Source organism: Azospirillum agricola, from assembly GCF_017876095.1.
Taxonomy (GTDB): domain Bacteria; phylum Pseudomonadota; class Alphaproteobacteria; order Azospirillales; family Azospirillaceae; genus Azospirillum; species Azospirillum agricola.
This window is the reverse complement of sequence record NZ_JAGINM010000035.1, coordinates 37,188-55,053: the sequence shown is the minus strand read 5'-3', so window position 1 is coordinate 55,053 and position 17,866 is coordinate 37,188. Positions and strand designations below refer to the sequence as shown.

At 68.8% G+C, this 17,866-nt stretch carries 10 protein-coding genes; 7 read left to right on the top strand and 3 right to left on the bottom strand.

The window, feature by feature from the left end; translation table 11 throughout:
- From J2847_RS31385 to J2847_RS31360, 6 genes are all read left to right on the top strand, one after another.
- On the top strand, positions 1–5,825 hold a 5,825-nt coding region (locus tag J2847_RS31385), incomplete at its 5' end, for a beta strand repeat-containing protein (protein WP_209782657.1).
- A gap of 205 nt (positions 5,826–6,030) precedes the next feature.
- Complete coding sequence (locus tag J2847_RS31380; RefSeq protein ID WP_209782656.1) at positions 6,031–8,535, top strand: glycosyltransferase; 2,505 nt, start codon at positions 6,031–6,033, stop codon at positions 8,533–8,535.
- Positions 8,532–9,491 (top strand): lysylphosphatidylglycerol synthase transmembrane domain-containing protein, encoded by a 960-nt coding sequence (locus J2847_RS31375; RefSeq protein WP_233474911.1) that lies wholly within the window; start codon positions 8,532–8,534, stop codon positions 9,489–9,491. The genes J2847_RS31380 and J2847_RS31375 overlap by 4 nt, the downstream gene beginning before the upstream one ends.
- Position 9,492: 1 nt before the next feature.
- Positions 9,493–10,602 (top strand): acyltransferase family protein, encoded by a 1,110-nt coding sequence (locus J2847_RS31370; protein ID WP_209782655.1) that lies wholly within the window; start codon positions 9,493–9,495, stop codon positions 10,600–10,602.
- Positions 10,603–10,669: 67 nt separating this feature from the next.
- Entirely contained in the window at positions 10,670–11,581 is a 912-nt protein-coding gene (locus J2847_RS31365) for a methyltransferase domain-containing protein (RefSeq protein WP_209782654.1), read from the top strand.
- Positions 11,582–11,590: 9 nt separating this feature from the next.
- Positions 11,591–12,361 (top strand): class I SAM-dependent methyltransferase, encoded by a 771-nt coding sequence (locus J2847_RS31360; RefSeq protein ID WP_209782653.1) that lies wholly within the window; start codon positions 11,591–11,593, stop codon positions 12,359–12,361.
- Positions 12,362–12,382: 21 nt separating this feature from the next.
- On the opposite strand, the gene J2847_RS31355 is transcribed toward J2847_RS31360, so the two are convergent.
- The 3 genes from J2847_RS31355 to J2847_RS31345 form a co-directional block, all read right to left on the bottom strand.
- Positions 12,383–13,582, bottom strand: coding sequence for a glycosyltransferase family 4 protein (locus J2847_RS31355; RefSeq protein WP_209782652.1), 1,200 nt, complete (start codon positions 13,580–13,582; stop codon positions 12,383–12,385).
- 36 nt (positions 13,583–13,618) lie between these two features.
- The gene (locus J2847_RS31350) at positions 13,619–14,644 is read right to left on the bottom strand and encodes a glycosyltransferase family 2 protein (RefSeq protein ID WP_209782651.1); all 1,026 of its coding nucleotides are present in this window, start codon (positions 14,642–14,644) and stop codon (positions 13,619–13,621) included.
- 164 nt (positions 14,645–14,808) lie between these two features.
- Positions 14,809–15,849: a glycosyltransferase 61 family protein gene (locus J2847_RS31345; RefSeq protein ID WP_209782650.1), complete on the bottom strand. Its 1,041-nt coding sequence runs from the start codon at positions 15,847–15,849 to the stop codon at positions 14,809–14,811.
- 363 nt (positions 15,850–16,212) lie between these two features.
- Here J2847_RS31345 and J2847_RS31340 point away from each other — a divergent pair, with 363 nt between their 5' ends.
- Positions 16,213–17,718: a tetratricopeptide repeat-containing glycosyltransferase family protein gene (locus J2847_RS31340; protein ID WP_209782649.1), complete on the top strand. Its 1,506-nt coding sequence runs from the start codon at positions 16,213–16,215 to the stop codon at positions 17,716–17,718.
- Positions 17,719–17,866: the final 148 nt, after the last annotated feature.

Here is a 17,866-nt window from a genome sequence, read left to right as displayed (position 1 = left end):
GTGGCGCGGGCACCGACGTCGTCACGCTGACCGGCGGCAACACCACCGTGGTGTTCGGCGTTGAGACCCTGATTGGCGTGGGCACGGGCACCGACACCATCACGCTGGGCGGCAGCGCCGGCAACACCCTGCTCGTCAGCGCCCTGGAAACCCTGACCGGTGGCGCGGGCACCGACGTCGTCACGCTGACCGGCGGCAACACCACCGTGGTGTTCGGCGTTGAGACCCTGATTGGCGTGGGCACGGGCACCGACGCCATCACGCTGGGCGGCAGCGTCGGCAGCACGATCCTCGTCTCCAACCTGGAGAGCCTGGTCGGCGGCACCGGCAAGGATGTCGTCACGTTCGCGGCCGGCGGCAACAGCACGGTCGTCGTCGGGATCGAAACCCTGGTCGGCGGCACCGGCAACGACGCCGTCACCCTGACCAGCGGCGGCACGGTCCTCGTCTCCGCCCTGGAGACCCTGACCGGCGGTATCGCCGCCGTCGACATTGTCACGCTGACCGGCACCGGCAACACGCTCCTCGTCTCCGCCCTGGAGACCCTGGTTGGCGGCACCGGCACCGACGTCGTCTCGCTGACCGGCGGCAGCACCCTGAACGTGTCCGCGGTCGAGACCCTGATCGGTGTTGGCACCGGCGTTGACATCGTCACGCTGACCGGCACCGGCAGCACCACCTTCGTCTCGGCTCTCGAGACCCTGACCGGCACGGCCGGCAGCGACGTCGTCACGCTGGGCACGATCGGCAACACGCTGGCGCTGAACGCCATCGAGACCCTGACCGGCGGCCTCGGCCTCGACGCCGTCTGGTTCGGCTCCGCCGGCAACACCGTGCTGGTTTCCGGTGTCGAGACCCTGGGCGGCAACTCCGGCACGGACATCGTGTATGTCGGCGCCAGCGGCAGCACCATGGTCGTCGGCCTCGTCGACGTCCTGGTCGGCAGCGATACGGCCATCGACTCCATCAGCCTGACCAACGTTGCGGGCCCCAACACGCTCGTCATCCGCGGCGTGGAGACCCTGATCGGCGGCAGCACCGCCGTTGACACCATCACGCTGGCCAACACCGGCAACACCCTGCTGGTCGCCTCCATCGAGACGCTGATCGGCGGCACCGCCACCGACATCGTCACGCTCGGCGGCACGTCCGGCAACACCCTGCTGATCTCGTCGATCGAGACGCTGACCGGCAGCAGCGCCACCGATGTCGCGGTTCTCGGCTCCGCTGGCAACACCCTGCTGGCTTCGGGGATCGAAACGATCACGGGCGGTGTGGGCAACGACCTGGTGTTCCTCGGCACCGCCGGCGGCGCCCTGCTGGTCACCGGCACGGAAATCCTCATCGGCGGCACGGGCACCGACACCGTCTCGCTGGGCACCGCCGGCAACTCGATCATCGTCCGTGACCTCGAGACGCTGACCGGCGGCGCTGGCACCGATCTGGTCACGCTGGGCAACACCGGCAACACGCTCCTCGTCTCCGTCCTGGAGACCCTGGTCGGCGGCACCGGAACCGACGCCATCACGCTCGGCACGCTCGGCAACACTTTGGCCGTCTCGGCGCTTGAGACCCTGACCGGCGGCACCGGCACCGACGTCGTCAGCCTCGGCTCGGCCGGCAGCACGCTCGTCGTGTCGGCCCTGGACACCCTGACCGGCGGCGCCGGCACCGACGTCATCCGCATCGGCGTCACCACCGGCAGCAACATGCTGGTCTCGTCGGTCGAGACCCTGATCGGCAACACCGGCACCGACGTCGTCACCCTCGGCTCCGCCGGCAACACCCTGCTGGCCCTGGTGGTCGAGACCATCACCGGCGGTGCGGGCACCGACCTGGTGTTCCTCGGCTCCGCCGGCAGCAGCCTGTTGGTCAGCGCCGTCGAACTGCTGATCGGCGGTACGGGCACCGACACCATCACCCTGGGCGGCGCCAACAACACGATCATCGTCCGTGATCTCGAGACCGTCACCGGTTCGGGTGGCATCGACACCGTCACCCTGGGCAACACCGGCAACACGCTCGTCGTGTCGGCCCTGGAGACCCTGGTCGGCGGCACCGGCACCGACGTCGTCACCATCGGCGTCACCTCCGGCAGCGCGATGCTGGTCTCGTCGGTCGAGACCCTGATCGGCAACACCGGCACCGACACCGTCACCCTCGGCTCCGCCGGCAACACCCTGCTGGCCTCGGCGCTCGAGACCATCACGGGCGGTGCGGGCAACGATCTGGTCTTCCTCGGCACCGCTGGCGGCGCCCTGCAGGTCAGCGCCGTCGAACTGCTCATCGGCAACACCGGTGTCGACAACGTCACGCTGGCCGGCAACGGCAACTCGATCATCGTCCGTGACCTCGAGACCCTGACCGGCTCCGCCGGCAACGATCTGGTCACCCTGGGCAACACCGGCAACACGCTCGCCGTGTCGGCTCTGGAGACCCTGGTCGGCGGTACGGGCACCGATGTCATCAGCATCAACGTCACCACCGGCAGCAACATGCTGGTGTCGGCGATCGAAACGCTGACCGGCAACACCGGTGCCGACATCGTCACCCTCGGCTCGGCCGGCAACACGCTCGTCGTGTCGGCCCTGGACACCCTGACCGGCGGCGCCGGCACCGACGTCATCCGCATCGGCGTCACCACCGGCAGCAACATGCTGGTCTCGTCGGTCGAGACCCTGGTCGGCAACACCGGCACCGACGTCGTCACCCTCGGCTCCGCCGGCAACACCCTGCTGGCCCTGGTGGTCGAGACCATCACCGGCGGTGCGGGCACCGACCTGGTGTTCCTCGGCTCCGCCGGCAGCAGCCTGCTGGTCAGCGCCGTCGAACTGCTGATCGGCGGTACGGGCACCGACAGCGTCACCCTGGGCGGCGCCAACAACACGATCATCGTCCGTGATCTCGAGACCGTCACCGGTTCGGGCGGCATCGACACCGTCACCCTGGGCAACACCGGCAACACGCTGGTCGTGTCGGCCCTGGAGACCCTGGTCGGCGGCACCGGCACCGACGTCGTCACCATCGGCGTCACCTCCGGCAGCGCGATGCTGGTCTCGTCGGTCGAGACCCTGATCGGCAACACCGGCACTGACACCGTCACCCTCGGCTCCGCCGGCAACACCCTGCTGGCCTCGGCGCTCGAGACCATCACGGGCGGTGCGGGCAACGATCTGGTCTTCCTCGGCTCCACCGGCAACAACCTGCTGGTCAGCGGCGTCGAGCTGCTCATCGGCGGTGCGGGCACCGACACCATCACGCTGGCCGGCAACGGCAACACGCTCATCGCCCGTGACCTCGAGACCCTGACCGGCTCCGCCGGCAACGATCTGGTCACCCTGGGCAACACCGGCAACACCCTGCTGGTCGTCGCTCTGGAGACCCTGGTCGGCGGCACGGGCACCGATGTTATCAACATCGGCACCACCGTCGGCACTACGCTGGTGGTTTCGGCGATCGAGACCCTGACCGGCAACACCGGCACCGACGTCATCACCCTGGGCGCCGGTGGCAACACCCTGGCGGTCACCCTGGTCGAACAGGTCTGGGGCGGCACGGGCACCGACGTCGTCACGCTCGGCTCCGCCGGCAACGCGGTGGTCGTCCAGTCCCTCGAAACCCTCACGGGTGGCGTGGGCGTCGACAGCGTCTCCCTCGGCTCCAGCGGCAACACCCTGCTGGTCTCGGCGATCGAGACCCTGGGCGGCGGCTTCGGCACCGACGTCGTCTACCTCGGCGGCACCGGTGGCACGTTGCTCGTCAGCCAGGTGGAAGTCCTGGTCGGCAGCGCGAACACCGATGTCGTCACTCTGATTGGTGCGGCCGGCAACACGCTGGTCATGCGTGACATCGAGACCCTGACCGGCGGCAGCGCCTCCGATCTGATCATCCTCGGCAACACCCGGAACGTCGTTCAGGTTTCCAGCATCGGAACGCTGACCGGCGGCACGGGCGTGGACGTCATCACCCTCGCCGGCACCGCGGGCAACACCCTGCTGACCTCCGGCCTGGAAAGCATCACGGGCGGCGCCTTCACCGATCTCGTCGTGCTCGGCTCCGCCGGCAACACCCTGACGGCCTCTTTGCTGGAAACCCTGACGGGTGGCACGGGTACGGACGTGGTGTTCCTCGGCTCCGCCGGCAACACCCTGGTCGCGAGCGCCCTTGAAGTTCTGGTCGGCGGTGCGGGTACCGACATCGTCACGTTCGCTGCCGCCGGCACGACGATCGCCGTGCGCGACGTCGAGACCCTCATCGGCAACACCGGCACCGAGATCGTCTTCCTGGGCAACACCGCCAACACGCTGATGGCTACCCAGATCGACATCCTGATCGGCGGCACGGCCAATGACGTCGTCACCCTGGGCGGTACGGCGGGCAATACGCTGATCACCCGCGGTGTCGAGACCCTGATCGGCAGCGCGGCGGTGGACATCGTCCGGTTGGGCGACACGGTCAACACCATCACGGTGTCGGGCGTCGAGACCCTCACCGGCGGCACCAGCACCGACATCGTCTTCCTGGGTTCGGCCGGCAACAACCTGATCGTCAACGCGGTCGAGGTTCTGGTCGGCGGTGCGGGCACCGACGTCGTCACGCTGGGTTCCTCGGGCGTGACGATCGCCGTGCGCGACGTCGAAACCCTGATCGGCAACACCGGCACCGAGATCGTCTTCCTGGGTGACACCACCAACACGGTGGCCATCTCCCAAGTCGACATTCTGATCGGCGGCACGGCCATCGACATCGTCAGCCTGACGGGCACGTCAGGCAACACGCTGATCACCCGCAGTGTCGAGACCCTGATCGGCAGCGCCGGCATCGACATCGTCCGGTTGGGCGACACGGTCAACACCATCACGGTGTCGGGCGTCGAGACCCTCACCGGCGGCACCAGCACCGACATCGTCTTCCTGGGTTCGGCCGGCAACGACCTGACCGTCAGCGGCGTCGAAGTTCTGGTCGGCGGTGCGGGCACCGACATCGTCCGGTTGGGCGCGTCGGGCAACACGATCGCCCTGCGCGACGTCGAGACGCTGATCGGCGCCTCCAACAGCGACATCGTGTTCCTGGGTGACACCGGCAACACGCTGACGGTGTCGGGTGTGTCGATCCTGATCGGCGGCACGGCCACCGATGTCGTCACCCTGGGTGCGGCGGGCTCGCTGATCACCCGTGGTGTCGAAACGCTGGTGGGCAGCGCCGGCACGGACATCGTCCGTCTGGGCGACACGGCCAACACCATCACGGTGTCGGGCGTCGAGACCCTGTTCGGCGGCACCAGCTCGGATGTCGTGACGGTGACGAGCGGCGCCATCCGCTTCGTCGGCGGCGCGGGTGCCGACACGGTGACGCTGCAGTCTGGCACGAACGCCGACCAGATTGTCTTCACGACGGGTGGTGACGGCGGTGCCGCTGGTGCCAACACCGGCTTCGACGTGATCAACAACTTCCAGACCACGGATCAAGTCGTGATCTCTGGTCCGTTGGGGACTCTCGTCGACCGCAACGGCACCGGCGCTCTCGAAGGGGCGACCCGTGCGCAGGGAGCGGTGAACATGATCACCGACGAGGTCGTCGCCTTGTCCACGACGGTGGCGGACTTGGCCGATGCCGGCCTGTCCAGCTTCCGCGCTGCTCTGGGTTCGCTGACCGGTTCTTCGGTGAACGCAAGCAACTTGGTGCTGGCGAACGACGGGACGAACACCGGGCTCTACCTGGTGATCGACGCGAACGGAGACGGTCAGGTTGCCGCTACCGAAGCCCGCCTGCTGGCGCGCTTCAACGGCGTCCTGCTCGGCACCGGGAACGTCAACCTCGGTTGAACTCTGGCGATAGCCTGAAGACAAGGGGAGGGGCGCTTTCGGGCGCCCCTTTCTTTTTTATCCCCCCTCCGTACCAAGATCCCGACCAACCCGACACAGCTTGACAAGCGCCGACCCGGCGCGGAATGGTCCCCCCGCGGGTTGCCGGACAGTCGAGCCTTGGCGGTCGCAGCATCGCTATCGTAGGAAAACCGGGATCATCGTCATGCTTCCTCAACTGGCGTTCACTTGGCAGCTCTCGGAGATCCACGGCTGGGGCTTGGTCGGGGTCCACACCGCCCTGTATCTGGTCGAGCAAAACCGCCCGCCGCTGCTTCTGGAAAAGCCGCTGATGAGCAGCCTGCGGCCGGAAAACCGGGCGCGGCTCCAGCCTCTGGTGGCGTCGTACGAGCAGACACTCGCCCTGACTGAACAGAATCCCGGCAGGACGCTCAGGTTGCGGGAATGCGACGTGATGCACGCGCTGGGCAACGGCTTCATGCCTGGCCCGCCGAGCCAACGCTTCCAAGGCCACCGCAACATCGGCGTCATCGCCTACGAGGACACCCGCTTCGACGCCGCCGTTCTGGAGCGGGCGCGCCGCTACGACCGGATCATCGTCCACTCCACCTACAACCGGAAGCTCCTGGAGGACCAGGGCTTCACCAACATCGGCTGCGCCTTCCAGGGTATCGACGCGAGCGAACTGGTCGTGCCGCCACCTTCGGGGCGTTTCGGCGATCGCTTTGTCATCTTCTCGGGCGGCAAGCTGGAATTCCGCAAGGGGCAGGACATCGTGCTGGCCGCCTTCCTGCGCTTCCACGCCCGTCACCCCGAAGCCCTGCTCGTCACCGCGTGGCAGAACGCCTGGACCGAGGTCGGCATGGGCATGGCGGAATCCACCCTGGTTCCCCATCCTCCGCGCGTGCGTGACAACCGGATCGATGTCCGCAGCTGGGCGTTCGAGAACGGCGCCGACGAGAGCAATTTCCTCGACCTAGGATTCCTCGGTCGCCACCAGATCGCCGGCGTGCTGGCCGAATGCCACGCCGCCGTCTTCCCGAACCGCTGCGAAGGCGCCACCAACCTCGTCGCCATGGAAGCGATGGCCTGCGGCGTTCCCGTCATCCTGTCGGCCAACACCGGCCACATGGATCTGGTGGTCGGCGACGTCTGCCTGACGCTCGACGACCAGCGCCCAGTGCCCGACCGCAACGGCAGCCGCGTCGGCTGGGGCGAATCCTCGGTCGAGGAACTGGTCGAGCGGCTGGAGATCCTCTACGCCGACCGCAGCGCCGCCAAGGCGCGCGGCGCCCGGGCCGAACGTTTCATCCGCGGCGAGCGGACATGGCGCGCCTTCGCCGAGGCCTTCGTCGCCGTCTCCGGCGATCCAGTCGCCGCGGCCGTTCCCGATTCCATCTCCGGCGACCGCCGGGAGAGCCCTGCGGCACCGTCGCCGGCCACGGGCGGGGCGCCCCAGACCATGACCATCCAGGACGCCCTGGCGCTCGCCCAGGGTCACCGCGACGCCGGGCGGCTGGCGGAAGCGGAGACCGTCTATCGCCAGATTTTGGCGGTGCGCGCGGATCTGGTCCCTGTCCGGCTCGGTCTCGCCCAGACGCTGCTCCTCCAGAATCGGGCGGCGGCGGCGCTTCCCGCCTACCGCTCGGCCATCGCCCTGCAACCCGACGCCGCCGAACTCCACGCCGGCGTCGGGAACGCGCACCAGCGCACCGCTGGCTACCGCGACGCCGCCATGGCCTTCCGGCGGGCGGTGACCCTGCGTCCGGACTGGCTGGAAGGCTGGAAGGCGCTGGGCAACCTCAGCGCGCTGGGCGGCGACGCGGAAACCGCCATCGAGGGGCTGCGGCGCAGCACCGGCCAGGGTCCGCACCAGCCGGTCCGGCTCTCCGACCTCCACTGCGCCCTGTCCAGCCACGACGCGATGGCCGGGCGGCGCGGCCCCTGCGCCGGGCCGCTCAACGTCATCTACCGGATCAGCGACGGCGGCTATCCCAAGCCCAAGATCGCCGACAAGCGGACCTGCCTGCGCAATTTCCTGCAAACGGTGGGGCCGCTGCCCGGCCGGATGACGGTGGTGGCCGACAACTGCCACGACGAAACGGTGGTCATGATCGAGCGGGAAGCCGCTGAACATTTTGGACGCAGCGACGCCATCCGCATCCAGCGCACCAGCCTGGGCAACGGCCCGTCCTGGATCCACGCCCGCGACCTGGCGCTGGAACACGACGACGCCGAGCCCTTCTATTTCATCGAGGACGACTATCTGCACCTGCCGGGTGCCGGCGCTACCCTGCTGGAGGGGCTGGAACGGGCCGACTACGTCAGCCTCTACGACCACGCCGACAAGTACAAGGCGCCGGCCCTTGCCGGAAACCCGGTGGTCAGCCATGGCGGCGAGGTGACCCGCCTGATCCTGACCGCCTCGTCCCATTGGAAGTTCACCACCAGCACCACGATGACCTTCGCGGTGCGGATCGGCACGCTGCGGCAGGACAAGCCGCTGTTCGACCGCTTCACCAGCAGCCGGCACCCCGACGACTTCGCCGTCTTCATCAACCTGATCACACGCGGCCGCACCGTGCTGACCACCGTCCCCGGCCGCTCCACCCACGGGGAACCGGCGCTGCTCTCGCCACTGGTGGATTGGGCCTCTGTTGCCGCGGCCGCGGCCGCCACCGTCGCCCATGGCGGAGAGACGGTGCCTTGACCCTCCCTCCGTTGCGATCGCTGGGCTATCCCCTCAAGCTTCTGGTCAGCGCCGGCATCCTGCTGTTTCTGCTGAGCCGGATCGACCTTGTGGAGGTGCTGCACGAGTTCGGCGGCATGCAGCCCTCCCTCGCGGTGGCCGCCATGGCGCTGCTTGCCGCAACGCACGCCGTCAACGCGCTGAAGCTCGGGGTCCTGCTGCCGGAGCGGCGGGTCGGCTCCCTGTTCGCCTACACCCTGATCGCCCAGGCCTACGCCCTGCTGCTGCCCGGCCAGATCGCCGGCGAGGCCGTCAAGGCCTACCGCCTCAGCCGGGGGAACGGTGCCGAGGCAGGCGGTGTGGTGTCGGCCGTGGTCTTCGACAAGCTGGTTGGCGGCTTCGCCATCCTGCTGCTGTCCCTGATCGGCCTGTTGACCGAGCCGACGCGCTTCGGCGGCGGCGGCGCCGTCTGGGCGACCGCCGCCGCCCTCGGCATCCTGCTGCTGTCCGTCGCCGCTCTGGCCGTCCGTCCGGTCCAGACGGTCCTCCTGCGCCTGTTCCGAGGCGACGCCGACGGGTGGCGCGGCTGGATCGGCCGGCATCTGTCCCGTTTCCTGGAATCCTGGCGTGCCCAGGCGATGCAACCGCGCACCGTGGCACTCTGCCTTGCCTACGGGGTGCTGTCCCAGACGCTGACGGTCGGCGGCTGCGTTCTGTTCGGCATGGGGTTGGGGATCGATCTCGGCTACGCGATCTGGTGCGTGATCATCGGTATGCTGACCGTCGTCCTGCTGGCTCCTCTGACGATCGGCGGCCTCGGGCTGCGCGAAATCTCACTGGTCGGCATGCTGGGGCATTTCGGCGTCGCGCCCGACCGCGCCCTCGCCCTGTCCCTGGCCATTTTCGCGTTCCAGATCATGGTGGCGATGCTCGGGATCGCCGTCGACCTGCTGGTTCTGCGCGAACGGCGGGCGTGACATGACCGGCCCGGCATCGCACCGCCGGCCCGAGCTGGACATCGCACGCGCCATCGGGATCCTGTGCGTCCTCTACGGCCATGCCCTGGAGATGACCTTTCTCGGACGGGCGCAGGAACCGGGTTTCGCCTTCGCCCAGTGGCGTTTCCTCTACAGCTTTCACATGCCGCTGTTCTTCCTCGTCTCCGGCATGCTGTTCCGGGAACGGCGCACGCGCGACGCGATCGCGAACGCGCTCCTCCTCCTGCTCATCGCGGCTGCGGTCCACGCGCTGGGCTGGCTCGGCACGTGGGGCCTCGGGGATCCCGGCGCAACGCTCGACAGCCTCCTCTTCCCCCTGCTGAACGGCTACGGCTTCTACACCTCGGTCGTCTGGTTCCTGGTCGCGCTGTCTTTCGTCCAGCTCGCCCATCACGCGATGGCGCGGAGCGGCCCGGCCGGCCGGGCCGCCGTCGCGGCGCTCCTCGCCGCTTCCTTCGTCGTCGCCCAAATGACAGGAACCTATCGTTTCCAGATGGGGGCGCTGCTGCCCGGGGCAGTGTTCTACGCCATCGGGCATTGGCTGGCGCGCTCCGGCCACGCCGGCCCGCCGGCCGGGCTGCGCTCGTTTCTGATCCCCGCCGCCATCGCGGCGACGCTGCTGCTCGCCCCGCTCAACAACGGCTGCCTGCTCGATCCGGTCGCGCGTTGCGGGATTCCGGCGCTGAACGGGGGGGTTGCCGTCTGGATGGCCTTCGGGACGATCGGCTTCGCTCCGGCCTTCCTGGTCACGGCCCTGCTCGGCAGCCTGGGCGTGCTGTGGAGCGCGCAGACCCTTGCGCAACGGGGCGGGGGCGTAGCGACGGCGCTCTCCGCCCTCGGGGCGCGGACTCTCGACCTGCTGATCGTCAACGGCTTCGTACTCCAGTTCGTCCAACCCCATCTGAAGCGCCTCATCGCCGACGGCGCTCCCGCCTGGGTCGGGGTTGCCTGGGCGCTCGGCCTGACCATGGCGCAAGTGCTGCTGCTGCCCCTGCTGGGACGGGCGACCGGGCCGCTCATCGCCCTGGCGCGGGGAATCGCGGAGACGACGGTGGGCGGGCGCAGCACCCCGTCCGCGTCCCGCAGTTGATTTCGACCGTTCGCGCGGTATGATCGCCACCCCGGCGGTTCCGCTGGAAACCGGAGAGCCTTTGTCCGTGTCTGCCCCCGCCCCCCAGCGCCCCTGGACGGTCTGCCCCGCCTGCGGCGGCACGGACCACCGGGACGACTACGACTTCTCCGTCACCTCCACCCCCGGCGCCGTGCCTGGACGGGTCGTCACCTGCCGGGGCTGCCGCCTGCAGTTCAAGATCGCCGCGCGTCCCGACGTGCCGCTCGCCGATTATTACGCCGACACGGGGCTCTACCAACACCGCGACGACGAGGCCGAGGCCGACAAGGAGTTCACACGCATCCTGGAGATCCTGCGCGGTCGCGTCCAACCCGGCGCCCGCCTGCTCGACATCGGCTCGGGCCCCGGGAATTTCCTGCGCGCCGCGGTGCGCGCCGGCTACGACGTCACCGGGGTCGAGTTGAACGCCGGCCTGGCCGAGCTGGCCCGCACCGCCAGCGGGGCCGAGGTGATCGCCGGCGACGCCCTCGCCCTGCCCAGGCTCCTGGCCGGGCGCGAGGGCGGCTACGACGTCGTCACCATGCTCGACCTGATCGAGCATGTGCTCGATCCCGTCCGCCTGCTGCGCGAAGCCGCCAGCTTCCTGAAGCCGGACGGCGTCCTGCTGGTCTACACCCCGAACCACGCCGGGCTGATCACCCGCGTCGCGGCGCTCGCCCACGGGCTGACCCTCGGGCGGGTCCAGGGGCCGCTGCGCGGCATCTACGACTGCGACCACATCGTCTTCTTCACGCCGGAGACGCTGCACGACGCCGTCCGCCGGGCCGGGCTGGAGCCGGGCGCCCTCACGATGGTCAAGTTCAACCCCGACCGCCGCAACATCGCGCGGGGCGTCACCGCCTCGGCGCTGCGCCTCATCGAGAGCGTCAGCCCTGTCCTGTTCGGCGAATTCCGCATGGTGCTGCTGGCCCGCCCGGCCGGCCCGCCATCCCCTTAGGAGAGGCCGATGGCCCTGCCGCAAGATCGTCCGCCCACCCCCGCCACGGCCCCCGCCGCAGCCCCCACATTGGCCGCCCTGGAGCTTGCCGGCTACGACGAGGGCTGGGACAGCAAATGGACCGACATGCGCCGTCACGGGCCGACCGGCCGGCATCTGCGCCGGATCATCGCCCGCGTCATCGCCGACCTGCCGGCGGAGACCGTGCTGGACGTCGGCTGCGGCGAGGGCTCGCTGATCCAGGCGCTGCGCGCCGGGAAACCGGCGGTCTACAGCGGCGCCGACTTCTCGGAGAGCGCGCTTCGCATCGCCCGCCAGCGGACGCCCGACGCCGAGTTCTTCCGCCTCGACCTGACGGAGGGGGCGCTCGACCGCCGCTTCGACCTCGTGCTGTGCACCGACGTGGTCGAGCATATCGAGGACGACGTCACCGCCATCGCCAACCTTGCCCGGATGACCGGAAAATACCTGCTGGTCGCCACCATGCAGGGCCGCATGCGCGCCTACGAGAAAGGCGTCGGCCATGTCCGCAACTACCGCTACGGCGAGCTGAGGGCGAAGGTCGAGGCCACCGGGCTGGTGGTCGACCGGGTGGTGCAGTGGGGCTTTCCCTTCTTCTCGCCGCTCTACCGCGACCTGCTGACGCTGACCGGCGCGCGCGGCACCGAGGGGGAATACGGGCCGGTCCGCCGCCTCATCGCCGAAGCGCTCTACACCCTGTTCCTGACCAACCGCTGGGACCGGGGCGACTACGTCTTCGTTCTGGCACGGCGCCCCTGAGCCGGCGCTTCCGCAACCGGCTCAAATGGTTTTCCGGACCATGGTTCCGCCGCCCTCCCGCCGTTCCTCGACCAGCGTGAGGAAGGACGAGGCGGCGGACCGCCAGGAGAAGCTTTCCTCGACCCGCTCCCGGCCCCGCCCGCCGAACCCGGCGCGCAGCGCCGCATCCCCGGCCAGACGCCGAAGCGCGGCAGCCAGAGCATCGGGATCCTCCGGCGGAACGAGGAAGCCGGTCTCGCCCTCCACCACCAGATCGCACGCGCCGGCCACGGCCGAGGCGACGACCGGCAGACCGCTCGCCATCGCCTCCAGAACCACGTTGGGCATCCCCTCGTCGCGCGAGGGCAGGACGAAGACGTCGGCCTTGCGGTAGACTTCGGCAAGCGCCGCGCGGCTGAGCCAGCCGTGGATGCGCACCCGACCGGCCAGCCCGTGCCCGGCGGCCTGTCTTTCCAACGCGTCGCGCCATTCGCCGTCTCCGACCACGTCCAGCGCGACGTTGCCCAGGCCCGGTCGGGCGAGGGCATCGATCAGCACGTCGATCCCCTTCTGCGCCACCAGCCGGCCGACCGCCAGCAGGCGCACCGGCCCATCGGAAGACCGTGTGGCTGCGGCCCCTCCGGCAACGGCCCGGACCGGGACGGCGGGGTGGAAGAGGGTGGAATCCACGCCGTTGGGGATGACCGGGATGTCCAGGCCGGGCATGAAGCCCTTGGCGAGGTCAGCCAGGCCGGCGCTGTTGGCGGTGACCGCCGCCGCTTGGCGCCACACCGTCCGCGTCATGGGGGCGAGCAGCCGGTGGAAGCGGTCCACCCCCTCGCAGCGGAAGCCCGGCACGTCGCCGCCGCGCAGGCAGACCACGTAGGGCACCCCGGTCAGTTGGCGCAGCAGCCAAGTGACCGGACCGCTGGGGATGCCGATGAAGGCGAGAGCCGCGTCGGGCCGCCAGCGGGCGGCCAGCACCGGCGCCACCAGCGAGGCCCCCGCCATGTAGATCGCCATCTCGCCGATGCGGCCACGGTCGGGCCGGCGGCGGAAGGCCGGAAGGCGGTGGATGATCGCGCCGTCCGTCTCCTCGCGCCAGGGCAGGCCAGGATAATGGGTGGTCAGCACCCGCACCTCGCAGCCCATGGCCGTCCATTCGCGGATCAGGTGCCGGCTCGCCGTGGCGGCGCCGCCGCCGATCGGCGGGTACTCGTAATTGAGGAAAAGCAGCTTCACGGCGCAGCCCCCGTCGTGGCGCCCGTCAACGCCCCCTCACCGGCCATGGTCGACCACGGCCATCGAATGCACGTCCCCGGCCGCGTGGCCGGCGCCTCGGCGCGCGTGCGGACGGTTGGCGGCCGCGCTGCCCTTGCCCAACCGCTCGCCGATCAGGTAGAGCGGCCGGCTCTTCACCTCGCCGTAGATGCGGCCGATGTACTCGCCCATGATGCCGAAGCAGAAGATTTGCAGACCGGTGAACAGCAGGCCGATCAGGAAGACCGACAGCGGCTCGGGCACCCAGGTCCCGGTCCACGCCCACCACGTCAGGGCCGAGACCGCCCCGACGATCGAAGACACGAAGGTGACCAGCCCGACGATCGACATGATGCGCAGGGGCATCGCCGAGGACGACACCAAGCCGTCCAGCGCCAGCCGGATCATCTTGCGCAGCGGGTATTTGGTGACACCGGCGTAACGGCGCTCCCGGTGATAGGGAACGCCCTCCTGCCGGTAGCCCAGCCAGCTGATCATGGCGCGCAGCAGGCGGTGCTGCTCCGGCATAGCGCGCAACGCGTCGATGACGGTGCGGTCCATCAGCCGGAAATCCCCGACGTTGGAGGGGATGTGGACGTCGGAGATGGCGTTGATCAGCCAGTAGAAGGCCTTGGCCGTGACCAGCTTGAACCGGCTCTCGCCGTCGCGCGACAGGCGCTGCCCGTAAACGACCTGGGCGCCGTTGCGCCACCTCTCCAGCATGGGAAGGATCGTTTCTGGGGGATCCTGGAGATCGGAATCGATGATGACGACAGCGTCGCCCTCGACATGGTCGAGCCCGGCGGTCAGCGCCATTTGATGGCCGAAGCAGCGCGACAGGCGCAGCACGACGACGCGGGGGTCGCGCTTGCAGATCTCGTTGAGGATGAAGGGGGTCCGGTCGGTGCTGCCGTCGTCTATGTAGACGACCTCCAACTCCTCCTCGATGCCGTCCAGCGCCGCGCAGAGACGCCGGTGGAACTCGGCGATGACCCCTTCCTCGTTGTGGCAGGGGGCGATGATGGAAACCATCCGCGTGTTCATGAACTCACCAGCTTCCCGCCGGAGCAGCGCAGGTCCCATCCGGCCGTTGTGCGGCAATGAGAGACCCGCCGCCGCCCTTTCCTAGCGGCTCCCCCCCTTAAGTCAACCGCAATCTCTGGGACCGGACAAGGCCCGGCCAGCCGGAGGAACGGCCGCCCGGCGCCTCATTGCCCATGGGCGGCGTCGATGAACCGGGCGACGGCGGACCAGGAGATTTCGGCGATCTCCTTGTTGTTGTCCGCCCCATGCCCGAAGGCGTCGCCATGCCGGCTGTGCTCACGGAACACGAAGCCGTCGGGACGGCCCTCGACGCCGAAATAGGCGTGCCCCTTCAGCTCCGCCAGGATCTGGTAATCATAATGATGCGCGCCCGCCGGGAAGATCTCCAGCACGGCGCCGTGCGGCGGCAGCCACAGCAGGTTCGTCATGCCGTTGCCGTGCACGCCGACGAGAAGATCGTAACCCGCGGTTCTCCGCACCTGCTCGTGCCAGGGCAGCTCGGCGTAATCCACCACATCCACCTGGATGCCGCCCTCCTTCAGCGCCCGCAGAAGCTCCGCCTCGAGCGGGTCGGACAGGCAGCGCGGCGGCTTCCGCTTCACATAGAGGGCGCGGCGGTTCTCCCCCGGCGCGGGCGGCGGCTTCGGCAGGGCCGCGACGTGGCGGAAAAGCACGTCGGCCAGCCCGCCCGTCCAGGCGCCGGCGATCGGCAGCACCGGCTCCAGGAACTTGTTGATCCGGGTCATGGCCAGGGTGCGGTCGATTAGGACCACGTTCGTCAGATCGACATCGGTCATGTCGGCCGGGGTCATCACCTCGGCGTTCGGGTAGATGGCGGACAGAAGCTCCTGCTGGATGTTGTTCTGCGCCGGATTTGTCCAGTTCCGGCTGGTGAAGACGATCCGGCCCACCGCCGCGTCCGGCAGATAGGTCCGGTGAAAGGCATGGAGGGCCAGGAATATCTCGATGAAGTGGAAATAATGGCCGATGTAGTTCGGGTCATGCACCAGGAAGGTGACGTCGCGCCACGCTTCGGCATCCGGGATGGAGGGAAAGAACGGGACGGGTGCGTCAAAACCGATGTTGTGCCCCTGCTCCGCCCGGCGCCGAATGGAGGCGCGCCGAAACAGCCGAAAGGGCATGTTTTCCGCCAGGGAGGCGTGGGTCAATGCTGATATACGGTCGATCACGTCTTTATCCTGCACAGGAACGACAGTCCGAATTCATGCGTTTATTCAAATCCTACCCAGCGCCGCCGATCCTAGACCACGACGGATCGGCCTGTCACCTGCCGTCCATGCCGTCGGGCGTCGGCATCGAAGCGGCGGACGCTTTCTCTTCGCCCTTGACGTTCGGCGATGATATGAGCGTCCTCTTGCGAAAACACGCTTTTGCCTTTCCGAACGCGGCTGCTGCCACGGTGCATGATGTCGAACGAAACACCTTCCTTGCCAATCACGGTGGAGGCCCTCCCGTCCAGAGAGGCAATGGAGGCCGCCCTCCGCACGGACGCCCCGCCCCGGGGCCTGGAAGCGTTGGGCCGCGGCGCTTTGGATGCGGCGACCGCGATGCTGGACGCGCGGCACCATCACAGCGAGGGGCGTCTGTTCGTCGCGCGCCTCCTGTACGACGCGATCCTTGCCGTCGAGCCGACGCATCACGACGCCCTGCATGGCCTTGCCGTTCTCCTGGTCCAGTGGGGCGACGTGAAGGGTGGCCTCGACCTGATCGGCCGAGCGGTGGACCGCCACGGCATGACCAACGATCTCGACCGCACGCTGGCCCGCCTGACCAAGTTCTACCTGGAGCGTTTCGTCCAGCCGACGGACAGCCTCTCCCGGCGGATCGACGTGATCGCCCCCCTGATGCCGAAACTCCGGCAATCGCCCGCCGCCTATGAACAGCTGTTCTTCCACTTCGGCGGCGCCACTCCGAAGCTGCGCAGGGAAGGCCATTACCGGACCGCCGCCCGCTTCGCCAAGGTCGCCACGCTCATCGAGCCGGGCCGCTTCGACATCCTCTTCAACCTCGGTTTTTTCCTGGAAGCAAACGGGGACTTCGAAGGCGCGGCGGCGGCGTACCGGCATGCGGCTGCGGCCGGTGACCGCAGCCAGCACGCGCACGCCTGCATGATGTCGATGCATCTCGCCTTCCGGCTTGGCCGTTGGTCGGAATTCAAGGGATTGCTGGCCTACAAATACGACTACGACGTGGTGGGCTGGTGGAAGACCCACCTGCCCGTTCCGATCTGGGACGGCACCATTCGGGAAGGCGCACGCATCCTCATCAACGGGGAATCGGGCTTCGGCGACGTCATCCAATGCCTGCGCTACGCCGATTACTTCAGCCAGCGTGGCATGATCGTGCACATCGTCTGCGTTCCCGCCCTGAAGGCCCTGTGCGCGCTGGGCAAAGGGGTTACGAGCGTCCTCACCGCGGGGGACCGGCTTCCTCCCGTCGATTTCCGCGCGCAGTCCTTCGACCTCTTCTACACGCTCGAAACCGACGCCGCCCGCTGCTTCGGCAGCGGTCCCTACATCGAGATCGCGAAGAGTTCCCGCCGGGCGCCGACGCTGGAACGCAGGGACGGCGACGTCCTGATCGGCATCAAATGGACGACGACCGACCCCACCAAGGATCTGCCGCTGGCCCTGTTCGCCAAGCTGCTGCTGCGGGACGGCATCCGTCTGGTCAGCCTCCAGCCGGAACCGCCGGACGCGGAGAGCGGGCTGACGGTCGAACGGCCGCTCGATCCATATTTCGCCGATCCGGCCCATGCTTTCGTCAGCACGGCCTGGGTCATCGACCAGATGGATCTGGTGGTCACGGCGGACAGCGTGATCGCGCATCTGGCCGGCGCGGTCGGGGCCACAACCTGGGTGGCGCTGAAGCCGGTGCCCGACTGCCGCTGGCTCGTCGACCGGACCGACACGCCCTTCTACGACAGCGCCACCCTGTTCCGGCAGGCCCCGGACGAGCCCTGGTCGGCGGTCTTCGACCGCATGGCCGAAGCGCTCCGGCCGCGTCTGGAAGCCGACCGCCCGGCGACTCGCTCCATGACCCGGCCGATCTGACCGCCACCGCCCGCAACCGGGCCGGGTGCGCAAGCGGGGCGGGGAATCTTGCAAAACCACAGGGTATGGGATATTGCCGACCCCGTCCCCACCCAGGCCGGAAGACCCAGGATGCCGTTTTCCTTCGAGAATAGCGCGCCTCCGCTCG